The organism is Fibrobacter sp. UWB16, assembly GCF_900215325.1.
Taxonomy (GTDB): Bacteria; Fibrobacterota; Fibrobacteria; order Fibrobacterales; family Fibrobacteraceae; genus Fibrobacter.
The window spans coordinates 70,929-88,472 of sequence record NZ_OCMS01000005.1; the positions used below are offsets into that span (position 1 = coordinate 70,929).

Here is a 17,544-nt window from a genome sequence, read left to right on the forward strand (position 1 = left end):
AAATTTAGGTGTATTATATAGACTATGTCTTGAAAGTAAAGTAATATTAGTTTATTTTGTATGTGGCTTTTTTTATGAAAGGAGATAAATATGAAAAAAGTTACTATATCTGCTGCCGTTTTGGCATTGGCTATGATGGGCTGCTCTGATGCAGGTCTTGATAACTCTGTTGCTTCTACCAATGAAGTGAAAAAGGAAGCTCAGAATCAGAACTTCTTGGCTAAGAATTATTTCGAGCAGGGACTTTGGCAGGGTATGGTTCGCCATGAATACCCTGGCTTTGCGATTGATGTAAATACATATGCAGAAGGTGCTCATGGTGTTGGCGCATACTCGTTGGCTTATGGCCCGGTTCCTACTGTGGCTAATGTTCTTACAGTAGCTGTTGCTTATTGTGAATTTGATGCTAATGCAACATATGGATATTCTTGCGCTAAACATTCTGCCGACTTCGTAAATGGTATTGGCTTAACTCCGATTGACCCCATGAATCCTCATAGTACTGCTAAGGATGTGAAAACGCGTACATCAAATCTGAATAATGTTCCTGTTGGTGGTATTGCTACTGTGACGGCCGTTGGCGTTGTTTGGAATCAGGGCGCACCGAATGAAGATGTCTTCGGTGTAACGCATTATTCGGGTCCTCTGAATGATTATACTGCTGGCTTGGTTTATCAAAAGTATCTCTTGCAGGCTCAAGATAATATTATGAATAATCGCTGCATAGACTGGATGCCTGGTCAGAACCCTTGCTATTATCATTGGCACTAAGCCCTGCTGTTTCTGGTTTTTGCTAGACTCCTCATTATCACAAGGAACTCGGCTTTCTTTGCCGGGTTCTTTTTTATCTCGCATTTGTTCTTTTCTATATTGTTCCTGAATAATTGGAGAAATGCATGAAACGTTCAATTGTGATTACGGGCGGTGCAGGCTTTATTGGAAGCCATGTCGTTCGCCTGTTTGTCAACAAGTATCCTGAATACAATATTATCAACCTCGACAAGCTCACGTATGCGGGCAACCTCGCAAACTTGAAGGATGTCGAAGGCAAGCCGAACTACAAGTTCGTGAAGATGGACATTTGCGACTTTGACGCTTTCTACAAGCTCATGCAAGATGAAAAAGTTGATGGCATCATCCATCTCGCAGCTGAAAGCCATGTGGACCGCTCCATCAAGGACCCGTTCACTTTTGCCCGCACGAACGTCATGGGAACTCTCTCCCTTCTCCAGGCTGCAAAGCTTTACTGGGAAAGCCTCCCGGAAAAGTACGAAGGCAAGCGTTTTTATCACATTTCGACCGACGAAGTTTACGGTGCTCTCAAGATGAACCACCCGGAAGGCATCACGCCTCCGTTCACGACTACGGCTTCTAGTTCGGAACACCATTTGGCCTACGGTGACGACTTCTTCTACGAAACGACGAAGTACACTCCGCACAGCCCGTATTCTGCATCGAAGGCTGGCTCCGACCACTTCGTGCGTGCGTTCCACGACACTTACGGCATGCCGACGATCGTCACGAACTGCTCCAACAACTATGGCCCATACCAGTTCCCTGAAAAGCTCATCCCGCTTTTTATCAACAACATCCGCCACAAGAAACCGCTCCCGGTTTACGGCAAGGGCGAAAACGTTCGCGACTGGCTCTTTGTTGAAGACCATGCCCGTGCAATTGACGTGATTTTCCACAATGGAAAGATTGCTGAAACTTACAACATCGGTGGCTTCAACGAATGGAAGAACATCGACATCATCAAGGTTGTTATCAAGACTGTCGATAAGCTCCTTGGCCGCGCCGAAGGCGAAGACCTGAACCTCATCACGTATGTGACGGACCGCCTGGGCCACGACGCCCGCTACGCCATCGACTCCACCAAGCTCCAGAAGGAACTCGGCTGGGAACCGTCGTTGCAGTTCGAAGAAGGCATCGAAAAGACTGTACGCTGGTACTTGGACAACCAGGAATGGCTCGACAACATCACCAGCGGCGACTACGAAAAGTATTACGAAAAAATGTACGGAAATAGATAATGGGAAAGTTTAATTTCATTAATACAGAAATCGAAGGCGTCAAAATTATTGAACCGACTGTGTTTGGCGACGCTCGCGGTTACTTTATGGAAACCTACAGCAAGCGCGACTTTGCCGAAGGTGGCATTGATGTAGATTTTGTTCAAGATAACGAATCCCGTTCGCGCAAGGGTGTTCTCCGCGGTCTTCACTTCCAGAAACAGAATCCGCAGGGCAAACTCGTCCGCGTGATTGAAGGTGAAGTCTTTGACGTGGCCGTGGACCTTCGCAAGAACAGCAAGACTTTTGGCAAGTGGGTGGGCGTCACGCTCTCCGCCGAAAACAAGAAGCAGTTCTACATTCCTGAAGGTTTTGCTCATGGTTTCGTGGTGCTTTCTGAAACGGCTGCATTTGTCTACAAGTGCACACGATTCTATGCTCCGAATGACGAAGGTGGTCTTTTCTGGAATGACCCGGCTGTTGGCATCAAGTGGCCGGTGGGCGATGGCTTTGAACCGCTCCTTTCCGAAAAGGATACCAAGAATCCGCTCCTCAAGGACCTTGGATTCGCTTTTGACCTTTAGAATGTAAACTTATTTTTCTATTATTTACATATCATGAAGAATATTCTTGTCGTTTGTACTGGAAACATCTGCCGTAGCCCAACAGGGGAGTATCTTTTGAAGAAAGAACTCGGTCCGGGCTTCAATGTGATGAGTGCCGGTCTCGGTGCTTTGGTCGATAATCCCGCTCACGAAATTTCCCAGAAAATTGCGTTGCAACATGGCATAGACATGAGTGCACACCGAGCACGCCAAATCAATTTGGATATCCTCAAATGGGCCGACTTGGTTTTGGTGATGGAAAATGGCCATAAAAGAGAACTTTTGCACAAATATCCTTGGCTTGAAGGTAAGGTTTTCCGCTATGGTGAATCTCGCCAGGTCGATATTCCTGACCCGTACAGAAGGCCTGAAAATGCTTATGTGTTGGCCTGGAATTTTATTTCCAAGTTGACTCCGTATTGGGTTGAAAAGATTAGGCAAAGTGAAGCCGCAAAATAATTCTAAAAAGGTAACGTATGAATAAAATTGGTATAGGTCTTTGTGGAGTAGCCGCTATGGTTTTGAGCGGTTGCTTTGCAGCTCCTCAAATGCGAATGGATCTCCCTTCGGATTCCACAACCTATAATGGAATTACTTTCAAGTTGCATTCCATTGAAAAGGGTGATATGGGCGAACCGGTACAGGTCGCTGCAAATCCCTCGGAAGGTAAGTTGGAAGAATTGATGGTGGACACTCTTCCTGACTTGGAATACAGGATTGGACCTCTGGATCAGGTGCAAGTGGTTGTCTGGGAACATCCGGAATTGACATCTCCGATGGGCCAGTACCAGCCGGCTGGTCAGAAGGTGACTACCGAAGGTACGCTTTTTTATCCGTACGCAGGCGAACTTAAGGTTGCTGGCCTTACCGCCCAGGAACTCCGTAAGGAAATCACCAAGCGCCTCTCGGACAAGATTCTTAATGACCCGCAGGTCGATGTCCGCGTGACGGGTTACCACAGCCGCAAGGCTTTTGTCACGGGTGCTGTGAATAGACCGGGTTATGTGAAGTTTGATGAAAACCCGATGACCCTTCCCGATGTGATTGCAGACGTGGGCGGTTTTAATGAAAGTGCTGACCCGGCGTTTGTTCAGATTCGTCGTGGTGAAAAGATTTATACCATTGACTACGTTCGTGCATTCAAGGAAAATGTCGCTATTGACCATATCCTTGTGAAACCGGGTGACCAGGTGTTTGTGCCTTTGAAGGCTGACACGGAACGTGATAGAAAGGTCTATGTGCTTGGTGAAGTGAATAGGAGTGGCATTGTCCGTATGGATCACAACCTCTCCTTGGCCGAAGCTCTCGCCGCTTCTGGTGGCATCAATGCCATGAACGCTTCTTCGAAGGATATCTATGTTATCAGAAACACTTCGGAAAAGCAGATCGATATTTACCAGCTGGATGCTAAGAATGCTATGGCACTTGCAATGGCTGACCGCTTTGATATGAATCCGCGTGACATTGTTTACGTCGATGCTTCTGGTATTGCAACGTGGAACCGTCTTCTCAGCTTGATTATGCCGACCGTCAATACGGCTAATACTGGTACGAATATGTTCTACTATGTCCAGAGAATTCATAACGAAGGCTGGAAATAATAAATAGGGTAAAGTTATGATCAACCTGATTTTGTGTGGTGGCAGTGGAACGCGCCTTTGGCCGATTAGCCGCTCCCTCATGCCGAAACAGTTCGCCCGTCTCTTTGACGGTGCGTCCCTGTTCCAGCGTACGGTTAAGACAAATTCTCGTATTTGCAGCGCACAGTACATCGTGAGCAATGCAGAACAGTATTTTTTGGCTAAAGATCAGCTCGAAGAAGTGGGCGCTAATGATGTTCGCTTCCTTCTCGAACCTGTGGGCCGCAATACGGCTCCGGCAATCGCTCTTGCTTGCCTTGGTCTTGACCCGAACGATATTGTTCTTGTATCTCCGTCGGACCATGTGATTCGCAAGGCTGAAGCGTACGAAGAATGCTTGCGCAAGGCCGAAGAATTTGCAAAGAAAGGCTTTATGGTGACGTTTGGCATTACGCCGACGGGTCCGGAAACCGGTTACGGTTACATTGAAGCCAATGGTGACGATGTCAAGCGCTTTGTCGAAAAGCCGGATTTGGAAACTGCAAAGAAGTATGTCGCTTCTGGAAGATTCTTCTGGAATAGCGGTATCTTCTGCTTCAAGGCATCGACTTTCCTTGATGAACTTGCAACGTATTCTCCGGATATCTTGACCGCTGCAAAGATCGCTTTTGCGAACGCCAAGAAAGAAAACAAGGATTCGCTCATCCGTGTTGACCACGAAGACATGATGAACATTCCTTCGAATTCGATTGACTACGCCGTGATGGAAAAGTCTGCCAAGGTGAAGGTTGTGCCGAGTGATATCGGCTGGTCTGACCTCGGCGCTTTCGATTCTCTCTACGGGGAATTCGACCATGACGAAAATGGCAACAACGTGAACGCAAAGCACTTGGCTATCGGTTCCAAGAATTCTCTCGTGCTCGGCGGCCAGCGCCAGATTTGCACGATTGATTTGGACAACATGCTCATTGTCGATACGCCGGATGCTCTTTTGGTCGCTCCTCTTGCTAGCAGCCAGAAGGTCAAGAAAGTCGTGGACGAACTCAAGGCTCGCGGCTCTGACTTGCCGAAGGTCCCGCAGACGGTTAATCGCCCGTGGGGTACGTACTCCGTACTTGAATCGACGGATCGCTACAAGATGAAACGAATCGTTGTGCGTCCAGGCGAACGCCTCTCGCTGCAGAAGCATTTGCACCGTTCGGAACATTGGGTCGTTGTGAGCGGTACGGCTACATGCACTGTTGGCGACAAGGTGTTCTACGTGCGTCCGAACGAATCGACTTACATTCCTTCTGGAACGGTTCACCGCTTGCAGAACGAAGGTAAGCTCCCGCTCGTGATTGTTGAAGTCCAGGTCGGCGAATACACCGGTGAAGACGACATCATCCGCATGCAGGACGACTACAAGCGCTCTTAGTAGTGGGCTGTAGAATGCTTAGAAAGGCGGGCCTTGTGGTCCGCCTTTCTTGCTTTGTCATCCCGGACTCCGTTCCGGGATCACCTTTGTAAAAACGAAAAAAGCGAACCTCAACGGTTCGCTTTTTTAATCTTTCGTCTAAACTAGAACTGGCTCAGGAATCTCTGATCGTTGGCGGTCAAGAGGCCGATTTCCGGAATCTCGTGACGGAGCATGGCGATACGGTCGAGACCGAAACCGAATGCAAAGCCAGTGAACTTTTCAGAGTCGATGCCGCAGTTCTTGAACACGTTCGGGTCCACAGAGCCGCAACCACCGATTTCCATCCAGCCCGTGCCCTTGCAACGACGGCAGCCCTTGCCTCCGCAGAACACGCAGCTCACGTCCATTTCTGCAGACGGTTCCGTGAACGGGAAGAAGCTCGGACGGAAGCGAGTCTTGACGCCTGCGCCAAAGAGTTTGTTCATGAACACCTGGAGCACGCCCTTGAGGTCGGCGAAGCTAATGTTTTCGTCAACGACAAGACCTTCGCACTGCTGGAACATCGGAGCGTGGGTAGCATCGTTATCGACGCGGAACACGTGGCCCGGAGCAATCATGCGGAAAGGCGGCTTGTGCGTTTCCATGTAGTGAATCTGGGTGCCTGACGTGTGCGTGCGGAGCATGACCTTGTTGTCCACGTAGAACGTGTCCTGCATGTCGCGGCTCGGATGGTCAGGCGGAGTGTTGAGAGCTTCAAAGTTGTACCAATCCGTTTCGATGTCGCGACCGAAGTCCACATCAAAACCCATCTGTGCAAAGAAGTCGATGATTTCTTCGCGGACGTCGTACAGCGGATGCGTAGAACCGGCAGCGATGCCGGTACCCGGGAGCGTGATATCGACAGCGCCGCTAGCGAGCTTCTTCTGGAGAGCGGCTTCGTTTGCGGTTTCGATTGCCTTGTCGATAGCTTCAGAGACGGCAACCTTCAGTTCGTTCACGAGCTTGCCGTAAGCCGGGCGTTCTTCGGCGCTGAGCGAACCCATCTGCTTCATGAGGTCCGTGACGGCGCCCTTCTTGCCGAGGTACTTTACGCGGAGATTATTGACCGCTTCTTGATTGGTGAGGTCCGTTTGTGCAAGTTCTGCATCAAAGGCCTGCTTGACATTGTTAATAGCTTCACTCATAGTACGGCGAAATTTAGAAAAATAGTGCATTTCTTGCACGAGTAAATGCAAAAAAAGCTCCCCGGCGGGGGAGCTTGGTGAGAAAAGTCATTACCACCAGTTGAAATGGCAGTTCGATGCTGATGCGTTCAGAACCACTGATACCGTGGCGCCCTCCTTGCAGTTATTTAGGTCGATAGAGCCTGATGCACTCCAGTTTCCTGATAAGTGGTTTGATCCAATGTCGACCGTAAATGAGGATGTTCCTCCATTGTCACAGGCAAATTGACAACCACTAGGATTGCTTAATCCTGATTTTATTTCAACTGTATTTGTTCCGTTATTCAATTCGAATTTGCTGTCTTTACTTGATACTACGGTTACTGTTTCGCTGCCTCCAGAGCCTCCGCTGCCTCCAGAGCCTCCGCTGCCACCGGAACCATCGCAGGGGTTAGAACCGGATGTTTGCAGTTCAACCCAAATGCCGTTGCCGTGGAAATAATATCCACCATCAGCTTTAGTGATGTTTTTTGAGTTTAGGAAGTTTGCACAATTAGTTGAATTGTCCCAACAACCATTATTAGATGGCTCAACATCTTCATGCCATCCGTTGATAGTCCATGCGTCGCCTTTGTTGACATTAATTCTTGTTGCAGATGTAAAGAACACACAACCTGTGAAACTACCATTTGAAACATTTCCCGTTGTAACATTGCTTTCGCAGCCTGCTCCACAGTATTGTGCGCAATTACAGGTTGCTCCTTCAACGAATGACACACTGCAATACTTTGTTTCTTGACCAACAGAGTTCTTTAACGTAACCATGTAAATTGCCGTGTCATTTTTTGATTTGCTTTTATTTGTAACTGCTTGCAATGTGCAATTTGAATTTGAACAGCTACTGTGATATGTTCCATCGGCGCCAGTTCCTGCAATTAAATAATCACAGTCAGAATCATCGCATCCTGTAATTCCTGTGAGCCTAATCTTAACGTTGTTATCGCTATTTACGGTTGCCTTTATATTGTCTGCGCAACTAAATACAGGCTTGGTCTTTGTCACTTCTAATTGTGTAGAGCAGGATGTGCTTGCGTTATCACAAGTGCAATTGAGCGAAAGTGTTTTATTTCCTTCACTGCTTGCTGTTTTTTCAATATCGGTATCAGGCTGTGGATTGTATGGAGGAACTTGTTTTTCTCCATCAATTTTAAACTCGCAACTCCAGCAGCTGTTTATTGCAGAAGCTTTGGTTGCTCTGAATGTGTAAGTTTGGTCCTTGTTTACTGTCGTCGGGTTCACAGAGCATGAAAGTATTGATTCTATAGTCACGTTCCCTGTGCACAAAGTATGTGCACCCCTTGTCACGGAGTAGCTGTAAGTCCCTGGAGTTGTAGGAGCGTTTCTTGTGTTGTTCCTACAATTATTTTGATTACAGTCTATCGTTTTGCTATCACCGTTTAATGTCCATATGTACTGAGTAATTCCATTGACTCCTGACACGTTCATCGAAATCACTTGTCCTTCGTACAAGTTTCCTGATATGTGGCAAGCGCCTGATTCTTCGTTCACTGTAACAGGAGCATCGCAAATCTTTTCGTTATTGTAGTAAAGGCTGTAAGTGTAGTCTCCGGCGGCAAGCTTTCCCAAATCCTTAATATTCGTTAAGCCAGACCAGTTGCTCAATGTTGCTGTGCCTACTTGTGAATCGCCTCTTTTCAGCGTAACTGTATATTGCTTATCAACACTTTCGTTGTTTCGAGCAAGGAAATACACGTTGTCCGAAACGGATACCGGATCATAGGTGAAGTCGGTCGGGCTTGTTGAAATTCCGCACGTTACTATTGGGGGAAGGTCTTCTGCGTTTCTTTGAACTTTGAAACTTGCGCTGCAATCGTCAAAAAGTGCAGGGTTTGCGGTGCTCTTCACTGTGTAAGTGTGTTCACAACCTTCGGTCGTATTGCAAGATTCGTTTTGGTTTGCGGAATGGCGAGCGGCAGTCTTTTCCGTTCCTGTTGCAAACGGAGTGTATCCGTTGTCCAAATAAATCTCGTAGCCGCAGCCGTTGCCTGGGCATCCGCTGAAGTTGACGTTAAATGTCGGGAATCTTGCTCCGCTTGCTACAGCGCTAACGACCGAGCAATCAACGCCGATGAGTCCAATAGGGTCCGGAGAGACCGAGCATTGCTTTGAGAATGTTTGGCCGGATGTTCCTGTGATTGTTGCGTTAAAGACGTACGATTTCCCCTGATGACTGTAAACGGTTGGATCAGGAATGCTGAGTGTTGCCATGTCGCCATTCCATACAATACCATCGTTACCTGTGGCATCTTTAGTTTGATTAATGAGGGTAGAGCCGTCGACAGTTGCCGTAATCTGTTGTTTTGAAATTAGGCTCTTGTCCTTGTTTGTCACCTGTGTTGTCACGTTCCAATTGTCACCATCGTATTCCGCTTTACAGTAGGTTATGCCGATGGCTTTGGCGCAAGTGCTTGTAATCGATGTTACCGTAACACTTGTAGAACCGTGATTTTTCAAGACAATCTGTTTTACGTTTTCAGGGTCGAAACCGTTTGAACCTGTAGCAAATTCTTGCATGATGTTGAACGATCCTGTTGTTCCGCTCATGCTGACAGAATGGCTTTCGTGATCGTATTCGCCCCAGTTATCGCTTTCGCTGACCAACCAGATTTCCACTTCGTTGTTGTCGGTGTTTTCAAGCGTTACGTGGAGCGTTGCCGCTCTAAGGTTTTGCTTGTTCTCGAAAACGATGGTTTCTTCAAGGCTTCCGATGCTTTTTGAACCACTGAAAAGGTCTTGGTGCGCTAAGCACTCCGTAAATTCTCCAGTCCAGAAAGCACCGCAATGAGCGCGTTCCTTGTCGGATGTGACCCCCCAGGCCATGGCGGTTTCATCGACGTTTGTGCAGTTACCGAGCCATGCTTTTGCTGTTTTGTATTCGGTTCCTGCTTCGGTGTAGCCGTGAGCGCCTATTCCACTCTTGTCGAACTTGTAACCGTCATAGCAGGATTCGCCAGAGCAAGTTGTGCTGGCGGCGTTATTGTCATTGCCGTTGTAGTAATAATAGAGCGGTGTACAACCCTTGGAATCGAACCATCCAGAATGGCCAACCCAAGGTTTAACGAGCGTATCTATTTTGATGACTCCATCTGTTGCTACTGCTGCAAACGAGCATTTGACGGTGGGGTAGGTATCATAGCATTCAGAATTGTAAGTGGCGCTCTTCCAGCCAATGCCGTAAATCTTGAAGTTCGGGTCGCCGAGGCTAAAACCGACGTATTCATGGGCGGCATCGGCTAGCGGATTGTTGAACTCCGAAAGCTTGAATGAACATTCATATTCTGTCGAGGAATCGCCATAGAAGTCGCCGATATTTGCGCGCACCTCGATGGTCCCTGAATTTGTAATGGTTATAGTCGCCATGACCATCTTTGACGTGGACACATACGCCTTGTATCCATTGCTATTGGTCAATGTGGATGTCAAACTTGTCGTGCCTTTCCAGAGCTGAGCTTCGAGAGCGCCACTGCTGTTTTCGTACAGGTTCAACATGAAGTAGTCATTTCCGTAAGTGTTGGCACGGAGCAAGAATCCGGAATTTTTGATATTGGCAGAAGTGTTGTCATAGCTACTTGTTACACGTGGTACGTTGATTAAGGCTTTGAGCGTGCCTAAGATACCGGCGTTTACCGTGCTAAGGACCATGACCGGATTCCTAGCGGATTGTTTCTTCTTCTTGACTGCTGATTTGTCGATGTGGATTTCACCACTGGAGCCGACGACAATCTGCGATAAATAACCCGAAATCAAGTGCCATTTGGAGTTCGGATACAAGCTGTTCCCGTCAACGGCGCCTGTACATGTAGAATAGATGTCGTTGTCGCTGCATTTGTCAATGCAGTATTGCACATCGTCTCCGCATTCTACGCTATTGCGCTTGAACTCGTCAAAGAAACAGTGCTTGTCGTTTTCGCCAAAGTATGCAATCAATTCGGTGTTGTCATCTGAAAGCGTAAACGCATCGAATTCCTTACTCGTGTTTGTTCCGTCGGTTGTTGGACAACTTCCGCCGCTACATTTCCAATAACTGAACTCGTTGGCGTCATCATTGTCTTCAAGGGCGGCTTTCACACTTTCGCCTTTGAAAATCGAGAATGTACATGTCTTTGTTGAAGTTTCGTCATTGTTTCTAGCGTCTTCGTAGCGGCACTGTTCGTTTCGGCTACCGTAATTGCTATCGATATACAAGTTTATTATAGGACTTTTGCTAGACCCCACATTGCCTTTGAAGCCTACGGTGAACGTTCTTTTTTTGGCCTTGGCGCTTGCTCGCAAGGTGTAGTTCTTGTTTGCCTGTACGGCGTTTGCCGCAATCGAGTTGTTTGTTTGTGGAATAATCGTTTCGCAGTCGTTGCTGCCGGTGGCTGCGAGGGTTACGCTTTGTGTGTTGCCGACGGTAATCACCCAAGTGCTATTGTCCACCAAGTTGATGAATGATGTTCCGGAGGGTTCTACCCACACTCCAGAAACATCACAGTCAGGCCAGTAAGTTTCGTAATTAGAGGGGCAGTTGCCAGAATGGTTGTCGCAATATTCCTTGATGTCTGTTGATGTCGCTTCTTCGCGGTTCAACTGCGCACTTGAAGCGATGTAGAGCTCTGTTGAGGAGGGCGAGCCAGGAATGTAGCCTTCACCAGGGAGCAACTGGAACAGTAGAGTTCCTTTCACGGCATTGGATGTTTTTATGGTGGCTATCGTCGGTGTGGCGGCCGAAGAGTTGGCGGCTAGTTTAAGATTGCATGACATCCCGTTGCGCGTGACGTTTTCGCCCAGAGAAACATAGGACCATGCTTCATTTTCGACGTCAGGGCAATAGAAGTTCACGGTAAGTTCTGCCGCATGTGCAGGGACGACGAGCTTGACTTCTTTTAAGTCATCGGCGTCCATTTCTTCGGATTCTTTTTCGAATGTGATTGTTGTAGTTCCACGGGTGTCTTTTCCGACATGGACCCAGAAAGGAATGCTGGGGTAACCGTTTGCGGTCGCGGTGCATGTGTAGAGACCTCTGCTGAGAGCTGTTCCCAAATAGAGGTTCCCTGTTGTAGATAGTGCTCCTGGCCCGCTACAAGATACGTTTACGTCTGATTTTCTCAAGGCCGTACCGTTGCCGTTGAGCGTTTGAATGTTGTAATAGTCGCTCAGCTGTCCGTAGGGATCGTTCGGCAGGTAAATGATACGCGGAAGAACGATGAATGATGGAGAAAGCTCTGTTATGTTGGTGCTACTTGCTTGTGGAGGAGTCTCGGAACTTTTGTTCTGGGTTTCAAGTCTTACGCCCAATTGCGGAGCCATTGAAATATAATAGCTATCGAATAGTTTTTCTGTCGATTCTGAGGAAGACGATGAGGATCCTGAAGTTCCCGTTGCTGCGCCTCCGCATGAACTTGCGCCTACAGAAGCGTTGCAGATGACGGCATTAGCCGACAAGTCGTTCATCATATCTTCATTGAACACTAAGGAACGTGCTTTGAAATCGCCGACCTTCGCGCAGTTGTCTGCGGTTGCATAAACCGAGCCGCTGAAAGTAGAATTGTTAAACAGTAGCCCGCCAATATCTTTTTTGGTGTAGATGAAGTAATTGTATATGCCATTGTCTTCTGCTGGTAAAAGCGTGGAGCTTGCTCCTTCTGCTAGATAGAGGAGTACATAGGAATCGGCCGTGGTCGGGGGCAATTTTTGCATTCCTAAAGCGTCTGTCACGACAATGATAAACTTGCCCTTTAAGGGAGTTTTAGGATCTTTAATTTCGCCACGATTTACAATTTTAACGACTTGATAACCATTGTAAAGGTTGTTTTTGTATTTGTTTTGATTCTCGGTATTTCTTTTGTAGCAATTGTTGAGGTAGCGGCTCATGTTGTCGCCCCAGGTTTTTACGGTGTCGCAGTCTTTGTTTGCGTACGATATAAACTGATTGTAGGCGGTGACGAGAATGTCATCGACTTTGTAGCTAGCCCCGTCGCAGCCTTCTTTCTTTTTCCAGAGCTTGTTACAATAGGTTTTGACGGATTCGGCGCATTCAAAAGGTTGGCTTGCCGGCATTTCGCTCGATACGGTTCCCTGGGATTTAAACCACGGGGTAACTCGGCATTCGGGGCGCCACTTATCTGGAGTCGCTTTGCAGTATGGCGAGCCTGTCGGTGTGCCGTTCTGATAATTCAAGAAGTTATTTTTTTCTGCAGTGTAGCCATACGATCCCCAATAACCGATTTGAGGCGTGTAAAAAACTTTGTTCCCGGCATAATAGTTGGCGTAATACGCTTGTGCGCCCCAGCCCCAGCCGCCAGCGTTTGAGACGATGTAGTCGACATCTTGACCTTTACCGTTGTAGTAGTAAAGGTAGTAGGCGTCGTTTTTGTTCTTCATGTGGGGCTTTAAATCTGGGTATGGGCGGGTTGTCTTGTTGTCCCATTTGGCTTGAGAACCGTAAGTATTGGATCCTTTATAATAGGTGTTCTTTTCGATAAACGTTCTGTTGTTTCTGAGTGTCACGTAATCTGCAATGGGGTGGGCACTTTTGATGTAAACTTTGGAATCTTTTTTGTTTCCTAGAATAATCTTGTTGTATTCGCCTTCGTTGTCTTCACCGTTTGTAATCCATATGGGGTATGTCGATTCGGCCCAAAGATTTCCACCGACGAGGAAATCTCGTGCGGGATTTTTTTCGCTAATGAGAACCTGGCCGTGTTCCCCAAGGCACATGTTCCCTGCGACACGGGAATCGTGTGCTGAAAAGTTTGTATACCATGTGCCGTTGACTGTCAGATTCTTCTGGAATTTTTGATCGCCTGTGGTTGGTGCTTCAAGGTTACCTTCAATGTAAACGTTACCTGTGACGTTTGCGTTATAGAGGCCTGCTGCTTCAGATGTTGTCGGGAATGTGAAGTGGGCTGCGTTGCCGCCGACGTAGAAGTCGTTACCAAGGACGCCGTTGTTTGCAAGGAGATTGCCTCCGATGCATGCCGTAGTGCCTGCACCGATTGAACTTCCTGATACATTGGCGTTTCCTGTAATAATGAGATCGTTTTCCGTATATGCAGGGTTGCTGCCGTTGTCGAGATTGCCGTTAACAAGCAAAGAGTATGCCTTCATATGGCCTTGTGTTTGAGTTGTTCCACCAAAGTAATTGTACCTGAACGGAATGGCGCTGTATTCTTCTTCTTCAAAAAGCCTGACTCGATACAAACCGTCTACGTTAAAGATGGCCGCTTCATTCCATTGCGTGTTGTCCCCTGATTCGCCAGATGAAAGAATTTTTAATTTGAACGTGGTCTTTTCAGTATTCACGCCCGTAAGCCATACATGGTAATTTTGCCCAGCGCGTTGCAACGGGCGTAACCTTGCGTCAAGGTTTATAGGCTTATTTCCGCCATCAATGAAAGCCTTTATCAATGCGCCGACATCGTTCGCGTGGAAGGTCATCCACATTCGGGCGCTTTCGATGCCTGCTTGCGAACTTTGATAAGCCTCTTGTTGCCGCATTCTACTGACGCTAGAACGCCCTTGGCTTGTGAGCAACTTATAGGTGGCCGTTGCTGCAATTGTTGCAATAAGCATAAACATCAGCACGGTGATAAGAGATACACCGGATTTCATATTCTTTTGCTTAAACATAAACCCTCCTAATCGCGTGGACCGTTGCTCGGTGCAGGAACGACCATTTCAACATGTCCGGACTCTCCTCTGTTTTTGATATCCAGACTCAGCAGAAATGCCTTTACGTTCTGCTTGTCGCTTTTGTTGGCTTCGAAATCGTAATTTTCGAATTTGTAGTTTGCACTGGGTATCTTTAGGACTTTCAATTTCGAGATGGATATTTTCCCTTGTGAAACGAGAGGAGAATAGCAAGCGAACGTGAATGCGAGACATGCTTTTGTAATCTTAATGGGGACTGAAAAACGCATGGTGCGTTCTCCGCTTCCTTCGCTCTTGACGCCCAAAGGCGGGAAAAATGCGAAATCTCCAAATTTTATAGCGGGGTCGCCATACGTAATGGGGTTGCCTGTCTCGAGACTCCTCAAACCGACGGCCATGTGGTCTTCGCCAGGGACAAATAACTTGCTTTTATCTGCATTTTCGTCTGTGGGCAGAATTTCGAATGAAATTTCATACTCGTTGTCCGGTTCAAATGTGAGGTTGCTGCCTTCACTGGCGCAAAGGGTCTGCCACGAAAAATCCGGGTACGTCTCGTTGCGGACGGCGATAACTTCGTTGATCTTACGGGCGCCTTCGCTTTTTATGGTTTGCATGCTTTGGTCATAGTTTTGGAAGAACCCGGATATGGTCTGCGTATTTCCGCCTTTGTGCGTTTCTCCTGCTTCATTGGTCACAATAGGCATTTCGCGGTCTCCGTCGTTTCTACCGACAAACCTGAATTCGGATTCACCAACGCCAGGGAACAGCTGGACGTTGTCCCCTACAACGCCGGGTTTTCCCGGTGTGACTTTGAACTTGCTTACATCTGATGCCATTTCGATATTGTTGGGTTCAGATGTTGCTCCGTCGGTACAAGGGTCGTCTTCTGGGAGATTCGATTTTTTTTCGAGGATTCTGCAGTTGCGCCAAAGCGATCCGTCACGGACAAACCAGGCGATTTGTTCGACGGCGGAGTAATGGCCGGATTCGTCGTAACGTAAACGGCGGATGGTAAGGCTGTCGAACCCGTTTTTGGTCACTACAGAAAAAGATGACGAATCTTTATTTTCGCTGTTTGGGTCCATGTAAACGTTCGTGTAGATGTTGCTGAACTTGTTGCCGTATTCAGCCCCAGATTCCGAGGCCCCTGCTTCCATGGCGGTCTTTGCCCCTGTCTGTGCGACATCGGCTTTGAATATGGCGGCCACTTTCTCTGCGGTTTCTGAAGCTTGCAACATGCTCTGCGTGCGCATGCGCATCTTGGTGCTGTCGCTGAAAGCCTGGCCCGCGATAAGGACTATGCCTCCAAGAAGGGCTATGTAGACCATCAGCTCGATGAGGGTAAAACCGGATGCTCGTTGCATCTGTACATTCGTACCTTTATTTGTCAAACGACTAAAAAACTCCATTCTCGACCCTCGCGACACCTTTTTTAACAATTGCAACAATATTGTGCAATTATGATGATATTTTCTAATCTAAAAGATAAGTTTTGTGTATGCAAAAGTGTTAAAAAATTCTTTTTTATTGTCTGATTTTGCTAAAAATTTGACGAAAATCAACGTTTTTTCGTGTCTTGACTTGATTCTTTTAAAGAAGTGTTGATTTTATGTTTTTTTACATATATCCCGCAGGCGTAAACTTTTAGCAATTTTTTGAATTTATCTTTTCACATATAATATAAAGAGTTGGATTATTCCACTTTCGTGGGATAAAGTTGGAATGTGTATGATATTTAACTATGTGGGTGATTTGTGCCCGAAATATAGCCGTAAGGCAGGCTTTACCTTGGTGGAATTGCTTGTCTATATGGCAATCCTTGGCGTTGTTGTCCTTGTTGCAGGGCAAGCTATTACCGATAGCACTAAAATTCGCGTTCGCACACAAAATATGCTGGCCTCAAGCCAGAATGCCGAGAACGTGGCAAGTTTGTTAAAAGACGATATCGCACAAATGGGTGCTAAGGAATACGAAACTGAAAAATATTCAGGCATTTTCAATGTTGTCCAAAATGCATTTATGGACCCAAATAATGCAGATGCTTCTTTAATAGACAAGTCTTCGTATTTTTTGCAAAAGGGAACGGGCGAATTTGACAGTTTGTACTTTAGAAAAATCCGCTATGACGATGATGGTAAATATGTAGGGCTCGAGGCTGTCTCGTGGTACGTGCACGATGGCGTGCTTTATCGCCGCTGCAAACGCCTTGAAAGTGCTGCGGGTGCAATTGACGATGCAACGTGCCCTGCGGATGGCAATACAGAAGTGGCGATTGCAAATGACATGTCGCGCTTCAAGGTTGTGCCGGCGAAGCCCAAATTGCTAGAAGCAAGTACGGGCAAGGTGATGTTCCCGCCGGCTGGGGATGTGTCGGAATTTCGCTTGATTTCCCGTTATGACGGCACAAAAATGCTTCGCTTGAATTTGACTCCCGAACTTGGGGGCAATCCGGTCAAGCTTTCTGGATTTGTTACAAATTACGATGTCGATGCAGAAGCTTATTCGACCGTGAATAGAATCAACCAGCTTTATGCCGCTCAGGCAAATAGCGGTTCTGGCAGCTGGTCGGAACTGTGTTCCGAAATGACTTTTACGCCAGGGGCGGAGTACGAGATATCCTTTAAGTTGCCGATTCTCTCGTCTACGGATGCTTCCCAAACGATTGTCCCGGGGCGTGACCATTTGGCGGTTGGATTGCGTACAAAATCAGGTGAAAAGATAGAACGCTTTGACGATTTTATGTTCGCTCCTCCAAATGATGAAACATCGGCGAATATTACTCGAAATTTCCGCTTTTCTGTAAATCAGGAAGTGAAGGCGTGTCTTGCATTTACGTTTGTGTTCTTCTCTCCGCTTGCAGAACAGGGAACACTGAATATTTCCAATTTGACGGTGAAAAAAGTTCAGGATATCAATTACGAATTCGATGCGGACTATACTCCCGAAATTGCAGACAAGAAAAATGTCCGTGCGTTCTATGTGGACTTGAGAATAAACAAGCACGGCGAACAGGGTGGATCGAGTTACGTTTTTGCAACGCCGAGCAATGGCTCCGCTGTAGAATAATTATAG

10 protein-coding genes are annotated in these 17,544 nt (G+C 47.1%); 7 read left to right on the top strand and 3 right to left on the bottom strand.

Features of this window, described 5'->3' with window-relative positions:
* The first annotated feature begins 90 nt into the window (after nucleotides 1-90).
* From CRN95_RS13290 to CRN95_RS13315, 6 genes are all read left to right on the top strand, one after another.
* A complete protein-coding gene (locus CRN95_RS13290) occupies nucleotides 91-771 on the top strand; it encodes a hypothetical protein (protein ID WP_088630836.1) in 681 nt (226 codons plus the stop codon).
* 125 nt (nucleotides 772-896) lie between these two features.
* A complete protein-coding gene (locus CRN95_RS13295; RefSeq protein WP_085492208.1) occupies nucleotides 897-2,033 on the top strand; it encodes a dTDP-glucose 4,6-dehydratase in 1,137 nt (378 codons plus the stop codon).
* Nucleotides 2,033-2,596 carry a dTDP-4-dehydrorhamnose 3,5-epimerase gene (rfbC, locus tag CRN95_RS13300; RefSeq protein ID WP_088630837.1) on the top strand — a complete coding sequence of 188 codons (564 nt, stop codon included), beginning with the start codon at nucleotides 2,033-2,035 and terminating at the stop codon, nucleotides 2,594-2,596. Before CRN95_RS13295 ends, rfbC begins: the two co-directional genes overlap by 1 nt.
* A 33-nt stretch (nucleotides 2,597-2,629) precedes the next feature.
* Nucleotides 2,630-3,076, top strand: coding sequence for a low molecular weight protein-tyrosine-phosphatase (locus CRN95_RS13305; RefSeq protein ID WP_088630838.1), 447 nt, complete (start codon nucleotides 2,630-2,632; stop codon nucleotides 3,074-3,076).
* A 17-nt stretch (nucleotides 3,077-3,093) separates the two neighbouring features.
* Nucleotides 3,094-4,218 carry a polysaccharide biosynthesis/export family protein gene (locus tag CRN95_RS13310; protein WP_088630839.1) on the top strand — a complete coding sequence of 375 codons (1,125 nt, stop codon included), beginning with the start codon at nucleotides 3,094-3,096 and terminating at the stop codon, nucleotides 4,216-4,218.
* Nucleotides 4,219-4,234: 16 nt separating this feature from the next.
* Nucleotides 4,235-5,614 (top strand): mannose-1-phosphate guanylyltransferase/mannose-6-phosphate isomerase, encoded by a 1,380-nt coding sequence (locus CRN95_RS13315; RefSeq protein WP_088630840.1) that lies wholly within the window; start codon nucleotides 4,235-4,237, stop codon nucleotides 5,612-5,614.
* A gap of 143 nt (nucleotides 5,615-5,757) precedes the next feature.
* Here the strand turns inward: CRN95_RS13315 and pheS are convergent, their stop codons facing one another.
* From pheS to CRN95_RS13330, 3 genes are all read right to left on the bottom strand, one after another.
* Nucleotides 5,758-6,780 (bottom strand): phenylalanine--tRNA ligase subunit alpha, encoded by a 1,023-nt coding sequence (gene pheS / locus CRN95_RS13320; protein ID WP_088630841.1) that lies wholly within the window; start codon nucleotides 6,778-6,780, stop codon nucleotides 5,758-5,760.
* A gap of 90 nt (nucleotides 6,781-6,870) precedes the next feature.
* Nucleotides 6,871-14,451: a pilus assembly PilX N-terminal domain-containing protein gene (locus CRN95_RS13325; RefSeq protein WP_097021192.1), complete on the bottom strand. Its 7,581-nt coding sequence runs from the start codon at nucleotides 14,449-14,451 to the stop codon at nucleotides 6,871-6,873.
* A gap of 8 nt (nucleotides 14,452-14,459) precedes the next feature.
* Nucleotides 14,460-15,863 carry a type II secretion system protein J gene (locus tag CRN95_RS13330; protein ID WP_235003052.1) on the bottom strand — a complete coding sequence of 468 codons (1,404 nt, stop codon included), beginning with the start codon at nucleotides 15,861-15,863 and terminating at the stop codon, nucleotides 14,460-14,462.
* Nucleotides 15,864-16,200: 337 nt separating this feature from the next.
* Here CRN95_RS13330 and CRN95_RS13335 point away from each other — a divergent pair, with 337 nt between their 5' ends.
* On the top strand, nucleotides 16,201-17,538 hold the full coding sequence (locus CRN95_RS13335; protein WP_159462322.1) for a type II secretion system protein J: 1,338 nt from the start codon (nucleotides 16,201-16,203) through the stop codon (nucleotides 17,536-17,538).
* The last annotated feature ends 6 nt before the right edge of the window (nucleotides 17,539-17,544 follow it).